This is a genomic window from Pseudomonas brenneri (assembly GCF_007858285.1).
In the GTDB taxonomy this organism is placed as follows: domain Bacteria; phylum Pseudomonadota; class Gammaproteobacteria; order Pseudomonadales; family Pseudomonadaceae; genus Aquipseudomonas; species Aquipseudomonas brenneri.
This window is the reverse complement of sequence record NZ_VFIL01000003.1, coordinates 389960-414265: the sequence shown is the minus strand read 5'-3', so window position 1 is coordinate 414265 and position 24306 is coordinate 389960. Positions and strand designations below refer to the sequence as shown.

18 protein-coding genes are annotated in these 24306 nt (G+C 58.3%); 3 read left to right on the top strand and 15 right to left on the bottom strand.

The features are described from left to right. Window positions 1-232 precede the first annotated feature (232 nt). Both FJD34_RS08525 and FJD34_RS08520 read right to left on the bottom strand, forming a co-directional pair. Window positions 233-526, bottom strand: coding sequence for a BolA family protein (locus FJD34_RS08525; RefSeq protein ID WP_032863177.1), 294 nt, complete (start codon window positions 524-526; stop codon window positions 233-235). Between the two features lie 12 nt (window positions 527-538). Then, window positions 539-1060 carry a DUF2059 domain-containing protein gene (locus tag FJD34_RS08520; RefSeq protein ID WP_029298732.1) on the bottom strand — a complete coding sequence of 174 codons (522 nt, stop codon included), beginning with the start codon at window positions 1058-1060 and terminating at the stop codon, window positions 539-541. A gap of 194 nt (window positions 1061-1254) precedes the next feature. Here FJD34_RS08520 and FJD34_RS08515 point away from each other — a divergent pair, with 194 nt between their 5' ends. Beyond that, window positions 1255-2643 carry a class II fumarate hydratase gene (locus FJD34_RS08515; RefSeq protein ID WP_065942629.1) on the top strand — a complete coding sequence of 463 codons (1389 nt, stop codon included), beginning with the start codon at window positions 1255-1257 and terminating at the stop codon, window positions 2641-2643. Between the two features lie 102 nt (window positions 2644-2745). Here the strand turns inward: FJD34_RS08515 and FJD34_RS08505 are convergent, their stop codons facing one another. The 13 genes from FJD34_RS08505 to FJD34_RS08440 all read right to left on the bottom strand — a co-directional run bounded on the left by FJD34_RS08505 (window position 2746) and on the right by FJD34_RS08440 (window position 20059). After that, window positions 2746-3708, bottom strand: a complete 963-nt coding sequence (locus tag FJD34_RS08505; RefSeq protein ID WP_032863181.1) for a DMT family transporter — start codon at window positions 3706-3708, stop codon at window positions 2746-2748. 164 nt (window positions 3709-3872) lie between these two features. Continuing rightward, on the bottom strand, window positions 3873-4829 hold the full coding sequence (locus tag FJD34_RS08500; RefSeq protein ID WP_082445677.1) for a fimbrial protein: 957 nt from the start codon (window positions 4827-4829) through the stop codon (window positions 3873-3875). 127 nt (window positions 4830-4956) lie between these two features. Continuing rightward, window positions 4957-5505, bottom strand: a complete 549-nt coding sequence (locus tag FJD34_RS08495; protein ID WP_032863183.1) for a fimbrial protein — start codon at window positions 5503-5505, stop codon at window positions 4957-4959. A gap of 11 nt (window positions 5506-5516) precedes the next feature. Then, the gene (locus FJD34_RS08490) at window positions 5517-5996 is read right to left on the bottom strand and encodes a fimbrial protein (RefSeq protein WP_032863185.1); all 480 of its coding nucleotides are present in this window, start codon (window positions 5994-5996) and stop codon (window positions 5517-5519) included. 13 nt (window positions 5997-6009) lie between these two features. Then, the gene (locus tag FJD34_RS08485; RefSeq protein WP_032863440.1) at window positions 6010-6504 is read right to left on the bottom strand and encodes a fimbrial protein; all 495 of its coding nucleotides are present in this window, start codon (window positions 6502-6504) and stop codon (window positions 6010-6012) included. A 10-nt stretch (window positions 6505-6514) separates the two neighbouring features. Then, window positions 6515-7087 carry a fimbrial protein gene (locus FJD34_RS08480; RefSeq protein WP_032863188.1) on the bottom strand — a complete coding sequence of 191 codons (573 nt, stop codon included), beginning with the start codon at window positions 7085-7087 and terminating at the stop codon, window positions 6515-6517. Between the two features lie 21 nt (window positions 7088-7108). Then, entirely contained in the window at window positions 7109-7870 is a 762-nt protein-coding gene (locus FJD34_RS08475) for a fimbria/pilus periplasmic chaperone (protein WP_090291613.1), read from the bottom strand. Then, window positions 7867-10458 carry an outer membrane usher protein gene (locus tag FJD34_RS08470; RefSeq protein WP_149830636.1) on the bottom strand — a complete coding sequence of 864 codons (2592 nt, stop codon included), beginning with the start codon at window positions 10456-10458 and terminating at the stop codon, window positions 7867-7869. The genes FJD34_RS08475 and FJD34_RS08470 overlap by 4 nt, the downstream gene beginning before the upstream one ends. A 19-nt stretch (window positions 10459-10477) precedes the next feature. After that, window positions 10478-11038 carry a fimbrial protein gene (locus FJD34_RS08465; protein ID WP_032863195.1) on the bottom strand — a complete coding sequence of 187 codons (561 nt, stop codon included), beginning with the start codon at window positions 11036-11038 and terminating at the stop codon, window positions 10478-10480. A 50-nt stretch (window positions 11039-11088) separates the two neighbouring features. Then, a complete protein-coding gene (locus tag FJD34_RS08460; RefSeq protein WP_032863197.1) occupies window positions 11089-11610 on the bottom strand; it encodes a fimbrial protein in 522 nt (173 codons plus the stop codon). Between the two features lie 581 nt (window positions 11611-12191). Further along, the gene (locus tag FJD34_RS08455) at window positions 12192-13376 is read right to left on the bottom strand and encodes a thiolase family protein (protein ID WP_032863199.1); all 1185 of its coding nucleotides are present in this window, start codon (window positions 13374-13376) and stop codon (window positions 12192-12194) included. Window positions 13377-13594: 218 nt separating this feature from the next. Beyond that, window positions 13595-15112: a polyphosphate:AMP phosphotransferase gene (pap, locus tag FJD34_RS08445; protein WP_032863201.1), complete on the bottom strand. Its 1518-nt coding sequence runs from the start codon at window positions 15110-15112 to the stop codon at window positions 13595-13597. Window positions 15113-15214: 102 nt separating this feature from the next. After that, window positions 15215-20059 carry an NEL-type E3 ubiquitin ligase domain-containing protein gene (locus FJD34_RS08440; RefSeq protein ID WP_090291615.1) on the bottom strand — a complete coding sequence of 1615 codons (4845 nt, stop codon included), beginning with the start codon at window positions 20057-20059 and terminating at the stop codon, window positions 15215-15217. A gap of 219 nt (window positions 20060-20278) precedes the next feature. Between FJD34_RS08440 and mnmC the strand changes: the two genes are divergently transcribed. Both mnmC and FJD34_RS08430 read left to right on the top strand, forming a co-directional pair. Beyond that, window positions 20279-22276, top strand: a complete 1998-nt coding sequence (gene mnmC / locus FJD34_RS08435) for a bifunctional tRNA (5-methylaminomethyl-2-thiouridine)(34)-methyltransferase MnmD/FAD-dependent 5-carboxymethylaminomethyl-2-thiouridine(34) oxidoreductase MnmC (RefSeq protein WP_090291617.1) — start codon at window positions 20279-20281, stop codon at window positions 22274-22276. A gap of 257 nt (window positions 22277-22533) precedes the next feature. Beyond that, window positions 22534-24306, top strand: a complete 1773-nt coding sequence (locus FJD34_RS08430) for an N-acetylglutaminylglutamine amidotransferase (protein ID WP_090291619.1) — start codon at window positions 22534-22536, stop codon at window positions 24304-24306.

Below are 24306 nucleotides of genomic sequence, written 5' to 3'. Positions count from 1 at the left end.
CTCTCCAGGTGGCTACCCTCGCAAAGGGTGAACCGGATGCAAAAAAAACGCGCCGACTGAGCGGCGCGTTGCGGATTCTATCAGGGATAAACCCTGAACTGTAGGAGCGAGCTTGCTCGCGAAGCTCGTTAACGATGACGCTGGCACCCTGGGTAAACGCGGCGCCTTTGCGTTTTTCGTCGGAACGCCGCCCGGAGCCAAGCTCGCTCCTACAGAGGTTGACCGTTACCCATCAATGTCCGCCAGCGCAGGTCGGCGAGGCCGGGGCTGCGTCGGTTTTCGCCCATTCTTCAGGCGTGTAGGTATGCAGCGCCAGCGCATGGAACTCGCCCATCAGGTCGCCCAGGGTGGCGTAGACCTTCTGGTGGCGCTTGACGCGATTGAGCCCGTCGAACTGCTGGCTGACCAGCACGGCCTTGAAGTGCGTCTGCAATCCACGGCTGTGCATATGGCTTTCGTCCAGCACACTCAGGTGTTCCGGGCTCAGGGCGTCAAGCGCCGTCTCGATGCGCTGTTGCATGGTCATTGCTGGCTCCACTTACTTCTTGGCAGGCGCGGCGGCTTTTTTCGCCGGAGCCAGTTCGTTGGTCATGTCTTCCAACAGTTTGTTCACCACCGGCACTGCGCTTTCCAGCTTGGCCTGGGTCAACTGGGCCGATTGCTGGGTCAGTTGCGGCATTTTCTCCAGGACTTTCTTGCCCAGTGGCGACTTGTAGAAGGCAACCAGGTCCTTGAGTTCGGACTCGCTGAAGTTGCTGGTGTACAGCTTGACCATGTCCGGCTTGAGCTTGTTCCAGCCAATGGCCTGGTCCAGGGCGGCGTTGGCCTTGGCCTGGTAGGTGTCCAGAACGGTTTGCTTGGCGGCAGGCGCCTTGGTCTGCTCGAAACGCTGGGCAAACATTTGCTGCACTTGCATGTACACCGGGGTGCCCAGCTTGTCTGCGTGGGCCAGGGTCAGGAAGGCTTCGGCACTGGCGTTGTGGCTGGCGGTATCGGCAAGAACCTGGCCGCTGGCACATACCAGAGCAACCGCGGTACAGATGGCACGAAGACGAGTCATCGAGTTTCCTTTTCTAGCAGGCGAGGTAAGACCCCAAGGGCGACCATTCTGCGCCTAAAAAACGCTGGCACTCAACCCCACGCCTTGTAGGGCCTGGTTTTGCGGGAGTTTGGCCGATGAAATGGGTTTTATGGAACCCAAACGCGCGCCCAGGGCCTAAACTGCGCAAACCGACTACAAGGAGGGTCCCCGCGATGAGCCGTATCGAAACCGACAGCCTGGGCGAAGTACAGGTCCCGGATGACGCTTACTGGGGCGCACAGACCCAACGTTCGCTGGTCAACTTCGCCATCGGCGAGCAACGCATGCCACTGGCGGTATTGCACGCCCTGGCCTTGATCAAGAAAGCCGCGGCACGGGTCAACGACCGCAATGGCGACCTGCCCGCCGATATCGCCCGGCTGATCGAACAGGCCGCCGATGAAGTACTTGATGGCCAGCACGACGACCAATTCCCGCTGGTGGTCTGGCAGACCGGCAGCGGCACCCAAAGCAACATGAACGCCAACGAAGTGATCGCCGGTCGCGCCAACGAGCTGTCGGGCCAGCCCCGTGGCGGCAAGAGCCCGGTACACCCCAACGATCACGTCAACCGCTCCCAGAGCTCCAACGACTGCTTCCCCACCGCCATGAGCATTGCCACCGTGCAGGCGGTGCACGAGCAGTTGCTGCCGGCGCTGCGTGAACTGTCCGGTGGCCTGGCAGAGTTGTCGGCGCGCCATATGAAGCTGGTCAAGACCGGCCGCACCCATATGATGGATGCCACGCCGATTACCTTCGGCCAGGAGGTCTCGGCGTTTATCGCGCAACTGGACTACGCCGAGCGCGCCATTCGCAGTGCCCTGCCCGCCGTCTACGAATTGGCACAGGGCGGTACGGCGGTGGGCACCGGCCTGAACTCGCCCCATGGTTTTGGCGAGGCGATTGCCGCAGAAATCGCTGCGCTGTCCGGATTGCCATTTGTCACCGCGCCGAACAAATTCGCCGCGCTGTCGGGCCATGAGCCGCTGACCACCCTGTCCGGCGCCCTGAAAACCCTGGCCGTGGCCTTGATGAAAATCGCCAACGACCTGCGCCTGCTGGGCTCGGGCCCGCGCGCTGGGCTTGCTGAAGTGCGCCTGCCGGCCAACGAGCCGGGCAGTTCGATCATGCCCGGCAAGGTCAACCCGACCCAGTGCGAGGCGCTGTCGATGCTGGCCTGCCAGGTCCTGGGCAACGACGTGACTATCGGCATTGCCGCCAGCCAAGGGCATTTGCAATTGAACGTGTACAAGCCGGTGATTATCCACAACCTGCTGGAGTCGATCCGCTTGCTCGCCGACGGCTGTCGCAACTTCCAGGAACATTGCATCGCCGGCCTTGAGCCCGACGCCGAGCAAATGGCCGAGCACCTGGAACGGGGCCTGATGCTGGTAACGGCGTTGAACCCGCATATCGGCTATGACAAGTCAGCAGAGATTGCCAAGAAAGCCTATGCCGAGGGGCTGACACTGCGCGAAGCGGCGCTGGACCTGGGCTACCTCACCGATGCCGAGTTCGACCAGTGGGTACGTCCGGAGAATATGCTCGAAGCGGGGCATTGACCTTCCTTGTAGGAGCCGGCTTGCCGACGAAAAACGTCAACGATAACGCGGGGTGTCTGATGCCCCGCGTTGCCCTCGGGTTTTTCGCCGGCAAGCCGGCTCCTACAAGGGTTGTATCAACCTTGCGCGCCGGGCCTTGAGCCCCGCGATCAAGGACGGCGCCAACGCCACCGATGCCGACCCCAGCACTACCAGTACCGCACCACCATACCCCAGGCCGTTGATCTGTTCGGCGTGTACATAGTCGGGCCACAGCCAGGCTGCAATCGCCACCGCCACGAACGTCACCAGCGGCGTAATCGCCAGGGTCGCACTGACCCGCGATGCTTCCCAATGGGCCAGCGCCTCGGCAAACGCGCCATAAGCAATCAGCGTATTGAAACAGCACGCCAGCAACAGCCAGCCTTGCAATGGGCTCAATTGCAGCGCCTCCATGGGATGTACCCAGGGCAGCAGCAGGAACGCGCAGCACAGGTAGATCACCATCATCACCTGCAATGAATTCCACACCGTCAGCAATTGCTTCTGGCCCAGGGCATAGAACACCCAGATGGTGGTTGCCAGCAGAATGGTCAGGACCCCGGCGGTGTAGGTGCCCAGGGACGTCAACAGCTCTGCCAGGCGCTGGTTGAAGAACAGCGCAAAACCGATGATCAGCACCAGCAGGCCCACACCCTGCCCCAGGCTGAAACGCTCCTTGAACAGGAACACACTGGCGATCATCAAGAAGATCGGCCCCATCTGCACCACCAGTTGCGCCGTACCGGGACTCAGCATCTTCAGCCCGACCAGGTACAGCACATAGTTGCCCACAAGGCCGCACACCGCCATTGCCACCAGCCAGCCACCGCGCTTGCCCAGGACTTTCGGGCTGGGCAGGCGTTTGACGGCGGCCAGGTACACAAACAGGCACGTACCGGACACCATCAGGCGAAACCAGGTCACGGTGATCGGGTCCATCACCTGCAGGACCTGTTTGAGCTTGATCGGCAAAATACCCCAGAGCAGCGCGGTCAGCAGGGTCAGGGATAAACCGTAAACCCAGCGGCCGGAGGAGATGTGCATGAGCGCCCCAAAAAAACCAGAGGTGGAGGAGCAGGCATTCTAGGGGGATGCGGTGCGTTTTGGATATCGATCATTCCCACGCACTGAAGGCCCTCTGATTTTGACCGGGCACCCATGGCAGGCGTGCCCGGCTCGGAGCTTCGAGCCTTTAGCAAGGCTCGGCCTTATGGCACCCCCATCACGAGGACACCGCTGCCGCTAATGGCTCCGGGAGTCGGCAGGGATCCGGCTCGCCGAACGAGAGAAAATGTCACATCGTCGCCTCCTACGCTGTTGGTAATGCGGGTCAGGAACGAACCGTTCACTTGAACCGCAGAGCCTGCACGCACTAGTGCCGTGCCCACGTCAGGGTTAGTCATCATCAGTAAGCGTGAGTCGAACGCCGAGGAATTGCCTTTGTAGGTAATGGTAATCGGTGTGTTAATCCCCCCATCCGGGCATGAGTAAGTGAGTCTGCGGTTGCTGACGATGGTCGATGTCAGCGGGTCAGTGCCGATTGCTCGCTGGTGTACGTTGCCGAAGTTGATTTCGATTGGATTGTTATTGTTGATAGTGCAGGTTGATGGGGAGATGGTGAAGTTGTTGGCAGCGGTGTATGTGACGGTGAGTTGTGGTCGGGTGCTGTCGTAATTGTTCGAACTAGTAAGGCGTAACAGACCTAAGTTGTCGCCTATTCGAACATCGAACGGATTGGACGGGTAGTTACGCAGAAGAATATAGGGGGTGACATTGATCAAGTAAGAGATCCCATTATTGGGTATGGTAACTATCCCAATAGCAGACGGCACCGGCGTGTTCAGGAAATTTCCGTTGATTCGCAAACCGGTCCCTTCGCCGGCAAATTTTGGTCCCGGAGTCCAAGCGGTACCTGCTGCACTCCCACTTACCCAATAGTCCGCATGCCAAGCAGGGCCTCCGCTATAGGTAAATCGACATTCCAGCCTTGCCCCTTCCAGCAATACCCTGGTGCGGTCTGCACTCAGGGTTACCGTAACGGGGACTTGCAGGTTTGGATTGCCATTTTGCCAAGGCCCTCCATTGACCCGACAATCAACAGCCTGCGCAGTCGTAGTCACAGCAGTCAGGACAAGAAGCACAAAGGCCCCATATAGTCGTTTCATTTCGATCTCTCGTTGCACCTCCACCCAGGCACGGCCCATCGAACACGCGGTTCGTGTGTTAAAGCCACCCGGCGGAGGTTTGAGGTTTGTCCGAGGCTGTTTTCAGCCTATGAATGACGGTTCATCGCTACGGGTAATCCAACGTAAACGTAGAGGTCACCGTGTACGGGCCATGCCCTATGGTTTGATCCCTGATGGCATTCGGCTCACCCTGCACATAGGCCTTGAGCTCAATCACGTTGTTGCCATTGCTCAACACCTGCTCGTCACTGACGACATTCAGGGGCAATGGCTTGTCGCTCGGCGTCTCAAGGCCAATCCCAATACCTGAGGCACCACTGCCGCCATCCAGCGCGAACAATCCAGGAAGCGCCATGTTTTCCCTACCGCCAAACGTGATGGTGACCGTGTTGCCGATCGTGGTATTACAGTCGTCCAGGTGCAGGCGGAAAGCCTTCCCCCGCGAACGGGTGTTGATGTAGAGATGCTTGCTGGTCAAGTCCCAGAGCTCCAGCGTGATTGCCTCGTCGCCAGGGCGAATGGTGCAGGCCTGCTCAACCAGGTTGCCCTTGAAACTCAGGTTGTCCGCCGCATTTCCTGTGGGCATCAGACCGAAGGTGAGCAGAAATATCAGCCCGGCACAGGACCAACACTTATGAACAATTGCGTGTCGCATGGACTCAACTCCTACTCGTATTCGGCCAACAGCGTGGCCACCGCCGTAAACCTTGCGGGCGTCAGAATTGCACCTGGCCGTTTGACGGGGACCACTTCCAATGTCGGCGGTGATGACAAGGTGATGTCCAGTGGCGTATTGAGTAGAAACGGCACGCCATTCTGAAAAATCCGAATACCCAGTTCCGGCGCACTGGTTTGCACCGCGGAGCCATCAAACGTGGTGGATGTACCGTTAACACTCAACTTCAGTTCCCACGGGAGCGTGTCGGTACCACAGCTGATGGTGTAACCAACGCCCCGGCGGTATTTCACGCCATCGACGCGCTTTACCCCGACATCCCCAAAATCGACTTCAATCGTGTTCCCAGCATCAATCGTGCAGGGGGGAGGCTCATTAAGCGTTCCGCTGAACGTTAAGTTGGCCGACGCACCACTGCAAAGGCCGATGGAGCACAAGGCGAGCAACGCTCGCTGCTGCCAACAGGTCATTGATCGTTCCTCTTCATTGGTATTCGACCACAAGGGTGGCAGCGGCATCGAACGCCCCTCCCGTCAGCCTGCTGCCCACGCGTTTGACAGGCACCGCCTGCACCACTGGAAAGTTGGGGTACGTAAAATTCACCGCCGTATTCAGAGGCCAGTCGGCGCCATTGACGAACAGCTTTACCCCAAGGTCCGGTTTGCGGGTCAAGAGCACGCGGTTATCGAACGCAGCCCCCGGCCCCTTGAGCTCCAGGGTCATCGCGTTACTGAACGGGGCGCTGCAGGTGACGGTGTAAGGCACATCCCGACGATAATTAACCCCGTCAACCCGTGATGTCAGAAGGTCAGCCCCAAAAGGCACATCGAGCGTACTGCCGCCATTAATGACACACGGTGGAGGTGCGATGATCACCGCACGGATGATCAGACTGACCTCAGCCTGCACACCTTGGCTGACGGCCCACAGCAATCCGCCAGCAATAAGAAAGGCCCATGAGCCGGTTGCCTTAGCCATTCTTTTGCCCTTACTCATAATTGAGCCTGAAATCCACGACAGCGCGAAATACCCCACTGGTCAACGGCGCCAAGGTGCGCGTGGGCCGAACACTCCATGTCTGCGTGTTGCTGCCGAGGGTCAAAAATAACGGCTCGCCTCTTGAGCCCAGCTGTACATCCCGCCCCAGTGCATCAGTCAAGCGCAGGCCCATGCCGGTGATGCCTTGCACTTTGACCAGACGTGGGTCATTGGCATCGGCCGGTGCGATAAACGCGACCGACAGCACCGGCTGATAGGCACTCCATGTCAGATTCCCCGTACGTTCACTGCGGATGCTGCCGGCGGTGCGCTGGCAATCGGTAAAACGCAGCTGAAATAGCCTGGCGGGCGCCTGGTCACCGGGGCGCTGCAACTGACTGGCCGAGACGACACCCAAGTCAATCGTTTGATGCTGTGATGCCATTTCCAGATTGCAAGGGGTTTCATGCATGGACCCGGTAACATTCAGCAGCCCATTCTGACCATCGATATCCTGGGCATGAACGCCTCCCCCCAAGGCCAGCAACAGGCCGCCCAAGACCTTCACAATTTGCGACTTCATGAGTTTCTCCCCCAACAGGCGCTACTGATTAGGCGGTGACGCCTGCGCATTCACTTTGCAAGTATCGCCAGTGCAGGTGAAGGCCAGCAGCGGACGTCCGCCGTAATCATTCACGTAGGCCAGATAAGGTGTGGTGCCAAGGACCTTGGCTGTAGGGCCCAAGATCAGCAAGCCTTTGGGCGGTACCATCAGCGGCTCGAAACCCTGCACGGTTTTGCCGTCCTTGCTGCTGCGCGCATCCACCAGCGTCACGTAGTAAGGCGTAGGGTTGTTCACCTGATAACGGTCGCCTTCGCGGGTCAGGGTCAGCTTTTCTTGCCAGGGGCTGGAAAAGTCTTGCTGGCTTGGCGTAATGGCTTGCGGCCGATAGAACAATTTAATCCGGGTCTGCAGGGCAATTTGCAGGGTGTTGGACTTATCGCTGCGCGGAGGAATTTCCCTCAAGTTGAAGTAGTAGACCGTCTCTCGATCCTGCGGTAGCAACTTGGCAGCCGGCAACGCCTGAACTTTCACCTGGCTTTGTTTCCCTGGCTCCAACCGTTGAACCGGTGGCAGCACAATCAAGGGCGTGGAAATCTTTTTACCCTCTTCATCCTCAATCCAGCCCTGAGCCAAATACGGCAACTGGGTATTGTTATTGGTGATGTTCACGCTGGTGGCATCTTTGCCGCCATCAAAAATCACTCGGGTACGATCCAGGCCGACAGCGGCACCAGCGCTCTGGCTCAAGCCTAGAGCGAGCAGCACGAAAGCCTGGGGGGTGAGACGTGGGTTCAACATCATGAGGATATATTCTCCGTATCGGGATGCTTGCCGGGCAACGTTGCCGGCTCAGGTAAAGCTTGAACAGTGGTTACGCTCTGGCAGTGCAGTTGCAGGGCATCCGTCAAACCATCAGCCGGCAAAATGCCTGGGAGTGTGAGGACACATTGCTCATCGCCAGCCCAACTGACGATCATCTGCTCGCCGGCTTTAATGCCGCTCAAGTAGACATTGCCAGCGTCATTCACAATCCCGGTGTCCTGCTGTTTTAAGTTCTTCACCGTCGCGCCGAAGGGCGGTGAACTACCATCCTGCAGGCGAAGAACAGCCATGGCCTTCTCACCGGAAATCACTTCCAGTGATCGATAACCAATAGCCCCTTCGGTCAGTGTCAATTGCGTCACTGATTGAGTCGCTTCGACATTGCCCGGCAAGTTCTCCAGATCGACACTGGCAGCCGTACGCTGATAACTGCTGATATCGGAGATGACGGCCTTGCCGAAGACATTACTGCGAGTCGGTGAACCGTAACCCCGCACTGGCACACCGGGTACACCTGCGGTATCAACCATCAGGCGGGTTCCACCCGTACCATTGGTCCGATGCAAGGCTGCACCGTAAGGCGTGAGTGTTCCGCCGCCGCGTGCAGACACGCTGAGGCTCCTGTAACTCCCTTCTTGCTGGCTGGCGCTCAGATCAATATCAACCTGGTCACCCATATGACTCAGATAACCATTGACGGCGTTGTTGCTTGCACCGAGTTGATAACTATTGCGCTCATCCAGACGGTCACTGTAGCGCGTTGAAAACGTGTTGCTACCTGCCGCTCTATTGGCATCCAACGACAATGTACCGGTGCGCCCCAACGGCAGACTGACCGTCAGCGCCATACCGTTATCCTTATAGTCGTACTCCTGGCTACGGTACATATTCAGCGACAGGCTCATGTTTTTAACTGTCCCTAAATTGAAGTAACGCGACACCGACAAGTTCCAGCGCTGAGTGTCCGGTCGATCCCAGTAGGTTTGTTTGTTGTAACTGGCGTAGACGCTGGTCCCTAAATCACGAAACTGCTTGCTCACCGTCGCCGTATAAAGGGCCTTGCTCGCACCAATAGGCTTCCAGTCATCACCCTCTCCACGCCCGCCGAGTTCGCCGTTCAACCCGTAATGACGAGCATCCAGGTACTCACTCATACTCAGAAAGTTCTTCTCGGAAAACCGGTAACCGGCAAAGGTTACTTGGCTGTCGTACTGTTCAAAGTTCTTCGAGTATTGAAGGCGGTAGGATTTACCCGAGAGCGTCTCGTTCCACACGTTTGCACGTGACTGGGTAACATCCAGTGAGACAGCCCCAAACATCAGCAAGTCCCGCCCGGCACCAATGGATAACGCACGATAGTTGTTGTCTGTTATACCGCCACCAAACAGGGACCAACCATTGCTGATCCCCCAGGAAAACTCTCCGCTGCCGAAAAAGTCGCCATCAGCGCCATATTGAAGATTGGACGGGCGCCCGGTAGCCAACTTGTAACGAACTTGTCCAGGGCGTGTCAGGTAGGGAACACCTGCCGTATCGATCTGGAAGCTGTGTACCGAGCCATCCTGTTCCTCCACCCGTACATCCAGCGAGCCCGTCACCGCATCCTGAAGATCTTGAATGCGAAAGGGGCCTGCCGCCACCAGGGTTTCATACAGCACACGGCCCTGTTGGCTGATAACAACTCTTGCATTGGTCTTGGCCACCCCAACCACTTCCGGGGCATAACCACGCAAGTTGGGTGGCAACTGGCTTTCATCCGACTTGAGTGCGGCCCCGGTAAAACGGAAGCTGTCAAACAAGTCCGAATACAGGTAGTCCTCGCCCACTACCAGGCGTGCCTTCAGCGCAGGAATGGCTCGATAAGCATAATAACGACTCCATTCCAGCCTGTGATAATCGGACGCCCCCTCGCGACTATTCTCGACACGCCCCTGCCAATCCGCCCTCAGGCGCCAGGCACCGGCATTGGCTCCAAGTGTTCCGTTACCACTGAGGTTATTGCGGGTCCCGTCATTCTTTTGATAGTTCGATTGCGCTGTCATGTTGTAATCAATCAGCAATCCCGGCACCCCCTCGTCCCAACGAGAGGGCGGATCCCAATTGATGGCGCTGTACTCAAGATAGGCCTGGGGCAGATTGATGTTCAGCGTGGAGGTGGCCAGATCACCCGTGACCTCCATGCCAGGCAAGCTTTTAACATCCAGGCACTGCCCGCCCTTCCACCACACAAGTTTGTCGGCTTCAGACGCCTTCAGGCCCAACTGTTCGACAAGACCGGGCGATAAACATGCCTGACTGCCTTTGGGATCTTTATCGGGAGGATAGAACGCCACCGATTGCTCTGGAATAGGCTGGGTATTTATCTGCACTGTCATCAAGTAGGTGCCCGGCAGAATAAAGCCACTGCGCGCAAACCGAGACAAGTCAATATTAGTGCGATCACTCAGATCAAGAACATCGGTATTAAACTCGATATCTCCGGCCCCCATTACAGTTCCTGCCAGTGATAGCAACCCGCCAAAGAGGCTTGGGCGTAGCGTATTTTTGACCTTCAACGTATTCAACATGAAAGCAGCCCATCAATATTCAGAAGTATTCCAACTTGAACCGCACAGCGGCACTGTGGGCTCCAACGGCCATCGGCAATCCGTTACCCACCAAGCGAAAGGTGTAGTGCAGCGTCATGTCACCCTCAGCTAATGGCGCCGGTGCCATTCGCTCACCCGGAACACTCTCCTGGCCAGCAGAGTCCACAATGTGCAGCGCAACTCCCTGCGAGCCACCAAAGACCGCAAAGGAGCGCCCGTCCCTATCAGTAGGGCCGTCAAACGTCACTTGCAGGTGCTGCCAGTCAGGCAGGGTTTCACCAGGACGCAACGGGTCTGGGCGAGTCAATGAGCAATTGACCAGACGCAGTTGGAAGGGGTGTGGTTCTCCCCTTGCGTTTCGCACAATCCGGCCTATTGGCTCGGGAGGCATCTCGATGGTTTGATCGACAGAGACCAGTTCCAGCCCGCAGGCTGAATCAACGACTTCCCCCCCCAGCGTGACGATCCCTTCGCCTTGCGCAGCGGCCTGTGCAAAAGCACAAGGGCTGATGAATATCGTCAATGAAGAGGCAACCGCGAGACTTATAAATGTTTTCACCTCTATCCCCCGCCAGTTCCCCCCGCCACACTAAGTGGCGGGGGGAAAACTTACTGATAAGCCAAGGTGAAGTTGGTGATCGCGCTGAAATCACCGGGGATGATTGGATCCGTAGCAGCACCTTGTACATAGGCGCCGAACTCCAGCGTGTTATCACCAGCACCAATGATCTGCGGGGCTGTAGCGACACCCAACTCAATGAGTTCATTAGCATGGGTCATCATGATGCCAATGCCGCCAGCACTACCGACAGTACCCAATGCACCCGGCACAGCGCTCGATGGCGCACCAGTGAAGGTGGTTGTCACAGTGTTATCAGTGAGGTCAGACAAACTGCAGCCTTCAAGCTCTATAAGCACACGACGGGCTTCAGACTTGCCTCCCGATTGCAACTGATGTTTTGCGATCGCCCCTAGGTGAATTGTTTGATCTACCGAGTCAGGCTTAATAGAGCAGGCACCCGAGTGGACCGACCCCAAGAACGTAACGGTTCCATCCGCTGCATTAGCCATGGAGATCGAACCCGCCAACAACCCGATAGATAACAGCGCAGCTTTGATTTTTGCTTTCATTTAAAGATTCCCACATAAACAAACGTCACTAAAGGAGCCCCACCGCAGGTGCGCGCAAGGCGTATAAAACAAGCGGTCATAACCAGTCTCATTAGCCGACTGTTTTATTTCAGGCTTTTCCAACTATTTGCATTGCAAGTCAGAACTTGTCCAATGCCAGGTAAGTTTCCACTTACCACAAGAATAAGGAAGCCACCCTTTTCGCTTAATGTCGTAGCTCTTTTACACCAAAAGACATAGGAAATTTATGGCACTTTGCCAAAACTTTAGAAGTAGCTGAAGGAATTGGACTACGCGTGATTTAATGAGAATAATTCATAGCCACACATATCCGTAAGAAGCAGATTACACACACTAAAAAATAACAACATTTACAAGAGGGAAGCCACTCAATAATTAATTCATTAAGCACGAGAGGCGACTAAGACCTCTATGAAACACGACTGCAACTGGAGACAAGCAAAAAGTCGAATCTGAAAGATCTGATGATTGCTAAACAGCAGGTATGCAAAGGGGGAGCAAACTCCCCCTCGGATCTTCACCGGATACGAGCGACCCGGAGTGCGGAAACTATCAATGTACTAGCGCACGACTTCGAATAAACCGGTGGCGCCCATCCCGCCGCCGACGCACATGGTGACGATACCGTAGCGCAAATTACGCCGTTGCAGCTCACGCACCAGATGCCCCACCTGCCGCGAGCCGGTCATGCCGAACGGATGGCCAATCGAGATAGATCCGCCGTTGACGTTGTACCTGGCATTGTCGATCTCCAGGCGATTGCGCGCATACAGGCACTGGGACGCAAATGCCTCGTTGAGTTCCCACAGGTCGATATCGGCCACTTGCAGTCCACGGGCCTTGAGCAATTTGGGTACCGAGAACACTGGGCCGATGCCCATCTCGTCCGGCTCGCAGCCGGCGACGGTAAAGCCGCGGAAAAACGCCTTTGGCTTGAGACCCAGCTCCAGGGCTTTTTCCAGGCTCATCACCAGGGTCATCGACGCGCCATCAGACAATTGCGACGAGTTGCCCGCCGTCACTGAGCCGTCCTCGGCAAACACCGGTTTGAGCCCACTTAGGCTGGCCAGGGTAGTGTCCGGACGGTTGCAATCATCACGGTCGACCACACCGTCAAGGATCTGCACCTCACCGGAGTTCTTGTCCTCAACCTTGTATTTGACCGCCATGGCCACGATTTCATCGTCGAACAGCCCGTCGGCCTGGGCCTGGGCGGTGCGCTGCTGGCTTTGCAGGGCGTACAGGTCCTGCTCTTCACGGCTGACGTTATAACGCCGGGCGACGATTTCGGCAGTCTGGCCCATGGGGAAGTAGATGCCCGGCACCTGCTCCTTGAGCAGCGGGTTGATCAGGTTATCGGTGTTGACGCTTTTCATGGTCAGGCTGATGGACTCGACACCGCCGGCGACAATGATGTCGCTGCACCCGGAAGCGATCTGGTTCGCCGCAATGGCAATCGCCTGTAGCCCTGAGGAGCAGAAACGGTTGAGGGTCATGCCCGCGGTACCGGTGCCCAGGCGCGACAGCACTGCCACGTTGCGACCGATGTTGTAACCCTGGGCACCTTCGTTGGAACCGGCGCCGACAATGCAATCCTCGACGCTGGCCGGGTCGAGACCATTGCGGCTCAGCAACGCGTTCACGCAATGCGCCGCCATGTCATCGGGACGGGTCTGGTTGAACTTGCCGCGAAAGGACTTGGCCAGGCCGGTTCGCACGCTGTCGACGATCACTACTTCACGCATGGACTACCTCAATCTTGTCGTTGTTGGGAGACAGATCGAGGATAGATCCAGCGCCGGGTGATCGCGATGATCATTCACCTGACGTATGCAAAAGCATGGCTCGAACCCTGTAGGAGCGAGCTTGGCTCCGGGCGGCGTTCCGACGAAAGACGCAAGGGCTGCGCGTTCATTCAGGATGCCCGCGTTATCGTTGACGATTTTCGCGAGCAAGCTCGCTCCTACTTGTGCTTCTTCTTTTTGTCGTGCTTGTCGGACTTGGCAAACGCCTCTTCCAACGCCAGGTTGATGGTGCGCAGCACCTTGACCCGCGCCCAGCGCTTGTCGTTGGCCTCAACCAACGTCCAGGGCGCAATCTCGGTGCTGGTGCGGTCCACCATGTCACCCACGGCCGCCCGGTAGGCATCCCACTTGTCGCGGTTGCGCCAGTCGTCTTCGGTGATCTTGAAGCGTTTGAACGGGATCTCTTCCCGGGCCTGGAAACGCTCCAGTTGGGTGTCCTTATCAATCGCCAGCCAGAACTTGACCACGATCACCCCGGCGTCGCGCAGTTGCTCCTCGAAATCGTTGATTTCGGCGTAAGCACGCATCCAGTCCGCCGTGGTGCAAAAGCCTTCGATCCGCTCCACCAGTACGCGGCCATACCAGGAGCGGTCAAACACGGTGAACATGCCCCGTGCCGGAATCTGCCGCCAGAACCGCCACAAGTACGGCTGGGCGCGTTCGTCTTCAGTGGGCGCGGCAATCGGCACGATGCGGTACTGGCGCGGATCCAGCGCCGCCGCCACCCGACGGATCGCCCCGCCCTTACCCGCCGCATCGTTACCTTCAAAGACGGTGACCAGCGCGTGCTTGCGCATGCGCTTGTCACGCATCAAGCCGGAAAGCCGCGCCTGTTCGGTGATTAACTGCTCCTCGTAGTCGTCCTTCTCCAGGCGCTGGGTCATGTCCAGGCTATCGAGCAGGCTGCGTTGATCGACGGCAGTCGGCAGTGGCGCAGGGTGAATTCCGCTGGCCTTGACCTTGGCCAGCTTCAGGGCATTTTGCAAACCTTCCAGAAGAATCTTGCCCACCGTCAGGCCACGGTAATGGGCATCCACGCCTTCGATCACGTGCCAGGGTGCGTAGTCGCGACTGGTGCGACGCAAGACCCGTTCGCCGAAATGCACAAACTTGTCGTAGGTCTCGGACTGCTGCCAGTCCAGCGGGCTGATGCGCCAACTGTGCAGCGGATCATCCTGCAAGGACTTGAGCCGCGCCTTCATTTGCTTCTTGGAGAGGTGGAACCAGAACTTGAAGATCAGCGCCCCTTCATCGCAGAGCATCTGCTCCAGGCGCTCGGCCCCGGCGATGGCCTGGTCCAGGCGGGCGTCCTTGATCTGACCATGGACGCGCGCCTGCAACATCTGGCTGTACCAATTGCCGAAGAACACCCCCATGCGCCCCTTGCCCGGCAATTGCCGCCAATAGCGCCAGGCCGGTGGGCGGGCCAATTCTTCGTCGGTCTGCTGGTCGAAGGTGCGCACCTCGATCAGCCGTGGGTCCATCCATTCATTGAGCAGCTTGACGGTCTCGCCCTTGCCGGCCCCTTCGATGCCGTTGATCAGCACGATCACCGGAAAGCGTCCCTGCTGGTGCAACTCGAACTGTGCTTCCAGCAAGGCTTCACGCAACGCCGGGACTTCAGCGTCGTAAGTGTCCTTATCGACGGCGTGACCAATTTCTGCGGATTCGAACATGGGCGACTCCCTTCCAAGATGGATCAAGACTAGCGGATTGGGCAGCACGCCGGGCAAGCAATTCCAGACGGCTTGCCGTGGATCAATTGCCGTGCTTGTTGGTCAGCCCTCAGACACATGACAGATACCCAGATCCTGGTGCTTCATCATCTGCTGGGTCAGGCGCTCCAGTACTTCGTTTATCGCCTGCTGGCGAGGAGAACGCAGGGCTTCTATTTGCCTGCGGTACTCCCCGTCGGTGAGGTTTTGACCGTTCTCGAAGATCGTCTGCTGTTGCACATCAAACGGTTCGGTGACCAATCCGAATTCACGGGGAAACTGCTGTTTGAGATGGACTTTCCAGAAAGACAGTTGTGCAATAAAACACAAGAACGCGGGGGATAACTCGGCCTTGAGGACCTGTCCGCGCGCCCTCTCCAAAGCGCTACTGGTCAAGTCGGCCAATGAAGCATACTGCATGTGCTTGGGTTGTCCCGGCAACTGAAGGCTCTTGGCCAACCCGACTCGGTAGGCCAGGCTGACCTCCAAGGGATACTCGGAGGAGTGCTCGACGGCATAGCGTGCCGCAATTTTTTCCAGCTCACTGAGGCGAAACAAACCACGCCCCAAGGTCAATAGCACATCCGTGTTTCCTTGCCCGCGACCGGCCTGACGAGTCGCATTCTTGACCGTCTTGAGGACTTCTATCTGACTGAAGGTCTCTGCAGCCTGATCCGAACTGTTTGGCGGCTGAGCCGCCAGTTGAAAGACCTGCTCGCGGAGTTCGACGCTGTCGTGGGTCGACTGCAAGACGTCCCAGACCCTGCGGCTCAAATCCTCACGGACGTAAAGGCTGTCGGCGGTATCGGATAACTTGGCCAGTAATATAAACAGCGGCGCCGAGTCAGGGTCATCGCGCAGGTTCGCCCAAAGGGTGCGTTTGTTGGCATCTTGAGCAGACACCTCGTCCGGCAACCAGGCCGCCCGGGCGCTCAACTCGGTAAAGCGTGATTGATCGTCATCCACAAGGCCCATACCAATACCCATCTCGTCTCGGTAGCGGACCAGTGCAGTCATCGTTGTGGCGGACAATGGGTTACCAGCCAAGTTGATCGCCTGGCTGAAACCGCGCGTTATGGTGAATACCCAGTCGGGCAACACCGTAATCCAGTTATTGCGCAGATCCACCTGTTCCAAATGGGCCAGGCGCCCGAGCCCTATAGGCAGGTCGACAATCCTCGTGTCCTGTAATAACAATGTATGCAAATCGTGCATATTGCTGACATCCAGGTGCACCTCAACAGGGTTGTGGCTCATGTCCAACCGACGCAACGTGGTCATGTCGGCCAGTTTTTTTCGGGTGTACTCGGTCAGCGCAAGCTGGTTGTGAGGCAACGACAAACTGTCGAGTTCAGGCATGCGGGAAAGATATTCCGGTAGCCGGGTCAGATTGTTACGGTCCAGATCCAGGCGCCTAAGCCCCTTGAAGTGCCTCAGGAAATAGGCAGCGTCATCGTCCAAGCGCATATTTTTGAGGGACAACTGCCGGACATGATCAAAACGAATTTCATGGGGCAGTTTCGGTAATGAGCCCACACGCATCCCGTCCAGGGTCAGACCGTAAACGGGCACCTGCAATTCATCAAGTACAAAACCCTGGCGCCGCCAGCATGCTTCAATGCGCTCAGCCACTTGCTGGCGGCTCTGCCGAATGTCTCTGAAACCCGGTTGCGTCTCCAGGTCTCCAACGTTGTTCTTCCAGTGCTTGAGGATTGCCCGCAGATGACCCAGGTCATCCTCCATACGAGCAACGGCCTTGGCCCGGGAAAGCTCATCGACACCTGACACCGACTGGAGAAGGTCAAACGCTTGCTCGTCACTGAGCAGCGGATAAATCTTCTTCACTTTGCGCACCAGCGCAGAGGATTGCGCCGCCGAACCGGTCGCTGGATCCGCCAACCGGCAAGGTGTTTCCACTGTCAGGGGCTCGTGGGCCTTAGTGGAGAAAGCCTCGGCCGCCACATCACGTTCACTCTGAGCCCGGTCGGCAACCATACGTCGCAGCCTCCAGCCGCTTTCGGTCCCTTCCAAAGGCAGTTTCAAGGTCGCCCGCTGCCTGTCCTCCAGCGTGCCCAGGATCGTCTCGAAAAACCCGTCCGGACCTGACTGAACATCCCCCCTACTCACAGCGTTGTCATCGAACGGCTCAAAGCCTGCTGTGGACCTGACCACAACCCGACGCACGCTGGCACTCTCAATCGCACCAAGGGCCAATAAGTCACCCTGTGGAGAATCCTGGCGTAACTCCAGTCGTAGCGACTTATCCCACCCGTCTACGCGCGGCAACATGCGAACCGCGAGACACTGCGTGTCGAGGCCAGCCAACTCCGGCTGTTCAAAACCGGCAAGGGCGCGATCCAGGCGCTGTTCTTCGAGTGCATATCGCACCGATTCGGCCAGCCCCATGGGAACACGCTGCTTGTCACGCAGAGATTCCCTCTCCACCGAGGACGCCTCAGCCATCACCTCCCGCATGACTCGATAGGGCAATTGCGGATACGTCTTCCTGAGCAACTCCCACTCCTGTGGCACCGGCCCGTCATAGGACTGATACAACTGCTCAAACAGCGGTTTACGATCAGCCTTGAGGTGCTCAAGCAATTGGCGCGCCAATACAGCGTGCTCCTGATTGGCAGTAATGCCTTCCCCCAACAGCCCGATTTTTTGCTGCTCATCCAACCGGGACAACAACACATCAAACACCTTCCCCTCGGACACAGCTTTCTCGGTGATGGTCAATCGCTGCCTGACATCGTCAATAAACCCGGTGGAGGGGTAACGCGCCTTGACGCCTCCCTGGGCGTCAAGCACTTCGAAATAACGGCCCTTAGGCCAACCCGACAACAAGGGCAAAGCGTGCATCTGCAAGATCGCACTTTCAGCATTGAGGTAAACACTGCGCTCCAACAGCCAGATCAGGTCACGAATGGAGTGCTCCAGCCTGAAACGCTCGTATAAATCACGAAACCGTGCGGGAAAGGGAAGGCATTCCTGAGCCAGGTGGTAACCCCATCGGTGGGGCTTGTCCATGATGGACTTGACCAGTTGCAACTTGCGCGAATCCAGCACCGGGTGACGACTCGCGGGTTCCAGGCGTGAAAAGAGATACCCTTCATCCTCCCACGTCTCAGGCCTCTCAAATGAAAAACGCCAAGCGCCCTCACCGTTGTGCAGCATTGCCGGACGATAGGCCGTCTGCCTCACAGCGGGGTTAGCCCGCCACTGACCCAGCTTTGGATCAAACGAAACCTGATGGACGAAACCATTGACCTTTACGTAGGAATGACCACCTACTTTATAAATGCCTTCCGCATCGGCAACCCTATTCTCGACGAGGTGCTGATCATGGGCGTACGGCAGTATGTCGGGGCGCCATAGCCGTAGGTTACCGTCGTCTAAACGTATGGCCTCCAGTTCCTGGAAGTAGCCCTCAATGCCCTGTCGGGCGCGCTTCAAAACCTTACCGACCACCTTGGCCCCCGCCGCGAACAACACCATCGACGTGAGGCTCTCCGCCACAGCACCCAACTGTTTGAGCGCCTCTACCTTGTCACCGCGACGCCAGTCCTCAATGCCCTCATACACCTCGCCAAGCATCTGCCCCACCGCCACCCCCGTCATCAGCAATCCCAACGCTGGGACGACAAAGCCCGCGAGGTTGAGCAGCGTCAAACCGGCATCAAGGTACTCCAGCAAGCGCTGCTTGCGGACGTCCTCATCGACATCTACCACCGGTACCGCCAGTGTCCTCGCGTCGATTTGCAACTTGCCCACGTAAGTGGCAAAAAAGTGGAGCGCCAAGCTGGTCGTTATGGGCTTGGCCGCCAGCACACCCAGCGTACGGTGCTCCCCAAACCGACTGAAAAAAACCAGCCGGTCAACCTCCCCCAGGTAACCGGTAAAGAATGTGCGATAGGTGGAGACTTCCAGCTTCAGATCCAGATAGACCTTGAAGTCATTGAGCGAGGGATACTCAAAGAACGGTCGTTTGGGCTCATTGGGCATATAGACCACGCAGGGTTCTTCCGGGTAATCCCCGATCGGCCGTCCCGAGAACACCACGACACTCCACAGGCAACAGTCGAGTGCATTCAAGCCTTGCCAGAGGACCGGGCGCCCCTGAAACAACAGGTCTTTGGCCTGGGCGGGAGTCATGTTCCGATCAAGCAGCGTGCATAGCATGGCGTAGGAGTCCTGGGTGATATCGCCACGCATGCAGGCGATATGCGCGTCGATTCTTACGTCCAGGGTTTTCATCCAACCAATATCAACCGCTGCCCCGTTGACGTAGGGCCCATCAGCGGTCTCGCCAATATCCAGGTGAAATACTTCAGCGATGTGCTGCTGATACAGCCGACCAAGATCCAGCTCCCTGCAACCCTTGGCAAACTCATGCGCAGAGACCGCGATAGCTGCATAGGGGGCTGATCCGGCTTGCAGCCCCGACTCCTCTGAGTAATGCCCCGCTCGCGCCTCTTCCTCGGAAAAATTCTGCAGCGCCATGTGCAACAAGCTCTGCCGTTCCAGCTTGAGGCTTCTCTCATATTCCAACGGAAGGACTGCTTTTTGGTATTCGTAGGTGGCATAGACAAAAAGATCCTTTTTGGGGTCCACCGTTACCTGCCACTTTTTCTGGCAGTACGCCTTCAAGTGCCCACTGCAAAACTCATCCAGCGACCGTAATCGCCTCAAACGGCCGTCGACCGCAGTCCTGGCCTCTTCGACCCGCTCAGCATCCTTTTCCAGCGCTTCCAGCAAACCTTTCGGGGCATTGATCATCCAGCCCGGCAGGCGCTTTTGCAGCACATCGGCCTTGGCTAGATCGCCCGTCATTTCCAACAAGGCAGCTTGCAATTGTTGCTGCGTCAATTGAGTACATGTCTTAGTCAAATCATCCTGTGCCTGCATCAGCAATATCCTTTATTGCCCAATAATCAAGCGTTAACGATACCCCGGTGCAAGGCGTTGAATTAACGCTGATAGTTAATCAATCAACGTGGTATTTCGGTGGCTTTTTCCATGTAAGAACTAATGGGCTACCGCCATTATTTCGACACGGGCAACCGTGGATCAATCGCATGCTCCGGTATCGGCTAGAATGGCCGCCTTGTCTTGGCCGAGTTGCCCATGAACCCCGTACTGCCAAATGCCCAGCTTGATTGGGACGACCAGGGACGCCCGCGCTCGCGGGTGTTCGACGACGTGTATTTCTCCGACCTGTCGGGCCTGGAAGAAACCCGCTACGTGTTCCTCCAGCAGAACCGTCTGCAGGAGCGCTTTGCCGCGCTGCCCGTGGGCGGGCGGCTTATCATCGGAGAAACGGGGTTTGGCACCGGGCTCAATTTCCTGTGTGCCTGGCAGCTGTTTGAACAGCATGCGGTAGCAGGTGCGCGCCTGCATTTTGTCAGTGTGGAAAAGTACCCGCTGAGCCACGCCGACCTGCAACGCGCGCTCGCCCTCTGGCCGGAACTCAAGCCACTGGCCGATCAATTGCTCGCGCAGTACATCGCTATTCATCAAGGTTTCCAGCGCCTTGTGCTGGATCACGGGCGCGTCACATTGACGCTGTTGGTCGGAGATGCACTGGAACAACTGCCGCAATTGGACGCGCAGGTCGACGCCTGGTTTCTTGATGGTTTCGCACCGGCGAAAAACCCTGACATGTGGACTGCCGAACTGTTCGCCGAACTGGCGCGGCTGGCAGCCCCGGGCTCGACCATCAGCACCTTTACAAGCACCGGCTGGGTGCGGCGCCTGCTCAATGGTGCCGGGTTCAAGATGAAACGCACGCCAGGCATCGGCCACAAGTGGGAAATCCTGCGGGGTGAGTTCCTCGGCTGGCCGGCCGAAACGCCGGTACCCGCCAGCAGCAAACCCTGGTTCGCCCGACCGCCCGTGCTCGGCGGCGAGCGCCGTGCCCTGGTGATCGGCGGCGGCCTGGCCGGATGCGCGAGCGCGGCCAGCCTCGCGGCACGGGGCTGGCAAGTCAGTCTGCTGGAGCGTCATCAAGGCCTCGCTCAAGAAGCCTCTGGCAACCCGCAAGGGGTGCTTTATCTCAAGCTGTCGGCGCACGGTACGGCGTTGTCGCAGATGATTGTCAGCGGGTTCGGGCATACCCGTCGCCTGCTGGAGCACCTGCAACGCAGCGTGGACTGGGACGGTTGCGGCGTCCTGCAACTGGCGTTCAATGCCAAGGAAACCGAACGCCAGGTGCAACTGGCCGAAGCGTTCCCCCCTGACTTGCTGCATCTGCTGGATAAGGACCAGGCACAGGCCCGGGCCGGGGTTGGCCTGGACCATGGCGGGCTGTTTTTCCCCGAGGGTGGCTGGGTTCATCCGCCCGCTCTCTGTGAGTGGCAGGCGCGCCAGCCGGGCATCACGGTGCATGTTCATCATGAAGTGCTCAAGCTGCGCAAAGTCGACGGCCAATGGCAGGCCTGGGACGGTGAAGTACTACTGGCCAGCGCGCCCGTGGTGGTACTGGCCGGGGCCGCCGAGGTCAAGCGCTTTGCCGCCAGCGCCGAACTGCCCCTCAAGCGCATTCGCGGGCAAATCACCCGGTTGCCGCAGACTGCCGAGAGCGCAGCATTGGCCACGGTGGTGTGCGCCGAAGGTTACGTTGCACCACCACGCCTGGGCGAACATACCCTGGGCGCCAGCTTTGATTTCAAGAGCGATGACCTGGCCCCCACCGCCGCCGAGCACGCCGGCAACTTGCAGCTGCTGCAGGAAATTTCCCCGGACCTGGCCCAGCGCCTGCACGCTGCCACATTGGCCCCGCAAGCGTTGGAAGGTCGGGCGGCCTTTCGCTGCACCAGCCCGGACTACTTGCCGATTGTCGGGCCACTGGTCGATCCCCAGGCGTTTACGCAAGCCTATGACAGCCTGCGCAAGGACGCCCGCCACACGCCGGACGCCATCTGCCCGTGGCTCGACGGTCTATACGTCAACAGTGGCCACGGCTCACGGGGTCTGATCACCGCACCGTTGTCCGGTGAACTGCTGGCGGCATGGCTGGACAATGAACCACTGCCCCTGCCCCGCAGCGTGGCTGAGGCCTGTCACCCGAATCGCTTTGCCGTGCGCGCATTGATTCGCAGCAATGTGGCAAAAAAGCCTCAGTGAGCGGCCCCTCAACCCGCCATAGCTGGGGTCCTTCCGATCGGAGCGCCCCCACTATTTGCATATCACGTTGACCTAATTCCTCCCCGCTGCACCCACGCTGCACAGCCCGCAGGGTCTGTGGCGAAGGGGAGCGGCCGTTTGCCATATAACGTATTGATCTAAAACTCCACTAACAGCCTCGGGTCAGTCCCTAGGTACCCGCCGTTTTGGCGCGTGCATTTTTATCCCTCCCCAACGGAAAAACCGGTAAGGAATTTATGTGCGGACTAGCTGGAGAACTGCGTTTCGATCATCAACCTGCCGACCTGGCAGCGGTGGAACGAATCACCCATCACTTGGCACCACGCGGACCTGATGCGTGGGGCTTCCATGCCCAAGGGCCGATTGCCCTGGGCCATCGCCGCCTGAAAATCATGGACCTGTCGGACGGCTCCGCCCAACCGATGGTCGACGCCCAACTGGGCCTATCCCTGGCCTTCAACGGCGCGATCTACAACTTCCCGGAACTGCGCACCGAGCTTGAAGCATTGGGCTATGCCTTTTATTCCGGTGGTGACACTGAAGTGCTGCTCAAGGGCTATCACGCCTGGGGCGAAGCCTTGCTGCCCAAGCTCAATGGCATGTTTGCCTTTGCCATCTGGGAGCGCGACAGCCAGCGCCTGTTCATCGCCCGCGACCGCCTGGGCGTCAAACCCTTGTACCTGTCGCGCACCGGCCAGCGCCTGCGTTTTGCCTCGGCGTTGCCGGCGCTGCTCAAGGGCGGTGACATCAACCCGCTCCTCGATCCGGTGGCGCTCAATCACTACCTGAACTTCCATGCCGTGGTGCCCGCACCGCGCACCTTGCTGGCGGGCATCGAAAAGCTGCCGCCAGCCACCTGGATGCGCATCGACGCAGACGGCAACACCGAGCAGAAAACCTGGTGGACCCTGCCCTATGGCCCCCGCGACGATGAACAAAACCTGACCCTGGAAGACTGGACCGACCGCGTGCTGGACAGCACCCGCGAAGCCGTGGCCATTCGCCAACGCGCAGCGGTGGATGTCGGCGTGCTGCTTTCCGGCGGTGTGGATTCGAGCATGCTGGTGGGCCTGTTGCGCGAAGTCGGCGTGCAGGATCTGTCGACCTTCTCCATCGGCTTTGAAGATGCCGGGGGCGAGCGTGGCGATGAGTTCCAGTATTCGGATTTGATCGCCAAACACTACGCTACCGAGCACCACCAGTTGCGCATCGCCGAAAGCGAAATCATCGAACAACTGCCCGCCGCATTCCGCGCTATGAGCGAGCCGATGGTCAGCCATGACTGCATCGCCTTCTACCTGTTGTCCCGGGAAGTGGCCAAGCATTGCAAGGTAGTACAAAGCGGCCAAGGCGCCGATGAGTTGTTCGCCGGTTACCACTGGTACCCACAGGTGGACGGCGCCAGCGACCCGTACGCGGCTTATCGCGAAGCATTCTTCGACCGCAGCTACGACGACTACGCGGCCACCGTCGCGCCGCAATGGCTGACCGCCAATGACGCCGCCGGCGACTTCGTGCGCGAACATTTCGCACAACCCGGCGCGACTGCCGCCGTGGACAAAGCCCTGCGCCTGGACAGCACGGTGATGTTGGTGGACGACCCGGTCAAGCGTGTGGACAACATGACCATGGCCTGGGGCCTGGAAGCGCGTACGCCGTTTCTCGACTACCGCCTGGTGGAGCTGTCGGCCCGTGTGCCGGGTCAATTCAAACTGCCGGACGGCGGCAAGCAAGTGCTCAAGGAAGCCGCGCGCCGGGTGATCCCCAGCGAGGTCATCGACCGCAAGAAAGGCTACTTTCCGGTGCCCGGCCTCAAGCACTTGCAGGGCGATACCCTCAACTGGGTGCGCGACCTGCTGCTGGACCCGAGCCAGGATCGTGGCCTGTTCAACCCGGCGATGCTCGACCGCCTGCTCACGGACCCGCAAGGGCAACTGACGCCGTTGCGCGGCTCCAAATTGTGGCAATTGGCAGCGCTGAACCTGTGGCTCAGCGAACAAGGAATCTGA

Coding starts and splice junctions, on each gene's coding strand:
- FJD34_RS08525 (WP_032863177.1), bottom strand. CDS start 526: ATGACCATGCAACAGCGCATCGAGACGGCGCTTGACGCCCTGAGCCCG.
- FJD34_RS08520 (WP_029298732.1), bottom strand. CDS start 1,060: ATGACTCGTCTTCGTGCCATCTGTACCGCGGTTGCTCTGGTATGTGCC.
- FJD34_RS08515 (WP_065942629.1), top strand. CDS start 1,255: ATGAGCCGTATCGAAACCGACAGCCTGGGCGAAGTACAGGTCCCGGAT.
- FJD34_RS08505 (WP_032863181.1), bottom strand. CDS start 3,708: ATGCACATCTCCTCCGGCCGCTGGGTTTACGGTTTATCCCTGACCCTG.
- FJD34_RS08500 (WP_082445677.1), bottom strand. CDS start 4,829: ATGAAACGACTATATGGGGCCTTTGTGCTTCTTGTCCTGACTGCTGTG.
- FJD34_RS08495 (WP_032863183.1), bottom strand. CDS start 5,505: ATGCGACACGCAATTGTTCATAAGTGTTGGTCCTGTGCCGGGCTGATA.
- FJD34_RS08490 (WP_032863185.1), bottom strand. CDS start 5,996: ATGACCTGTTGGCAGCAGCGAGCGTTGCTCGCCTTGTGCTCCATCGGC.
- FJD34_RS08485 (WP_032863440.1), bottom strand. CDS start 6,504: ATGGCTAAGGCAACCGGCTCATGGGCCTTTCTTATTGCTGGCGGATTG.
- FJD34_RS08480 (WP_032863188.1), bottom strand. CDS start 7,087: ATGAAGTCGCAAATTGTGAAGGTCTTGGGCGGCCTGTTGCTGGCCTTG.
- FJD34_RS08475 (WP_090291613.1), bottom strand. CDS start 7,870: ATGATGTTGAACCCACGTCTCACCCCCCAGGCTTTCGTGCTGCTCGCT.
- FJD34_RS08470 (WP_149830636.1), bottom strand. CDS start 10,458: ATGTTGAATACGTTGAAGGTCAAAAATACGCTACGCCCAAGCCTCTTT.
- FJD34_RS08460 (WP_032863197.1), bottom strand. CDS start 11,610: ATGAAAGCAAAAATCAAAGCTGCGCTGTTATCTATCGGGTTGTTGGCG.
- FJD34_RS08455 (WP_032863199.1), bottom strand. CDS start 13,376: ATGCGTGAAGTAGTGATCGTCGACAGCGTGCGAACCGGCCTGGCCAAG.
- pap (WP_032863201.1), bottom strand. CDS start 15,112: ATGTTCGAATCCGCAGAAATTGGTCACGCCGTCGATAAGGACACTTAC.
- FJD34_RS08440 (WP_090291615.1), bottom strand. CDS start 20,059: ATGCAGGCACAGGATGATTTGACTAAGACATGTACTCAATTGACGCAG.
- mnmC (WP_090291617.1), top strand. CDS start 20,279: ATGAACCCCGTACTGCCAAATGCCCAGCTTGATTGGGACGACCAGGGA.
- FJD34_RS08430 (WP_090291619.1), top strand. CDS start 22,534: ATGTGCGGACTAGCTGGAGAACTGCGTTTCGATCATCAACCTGCCGAC.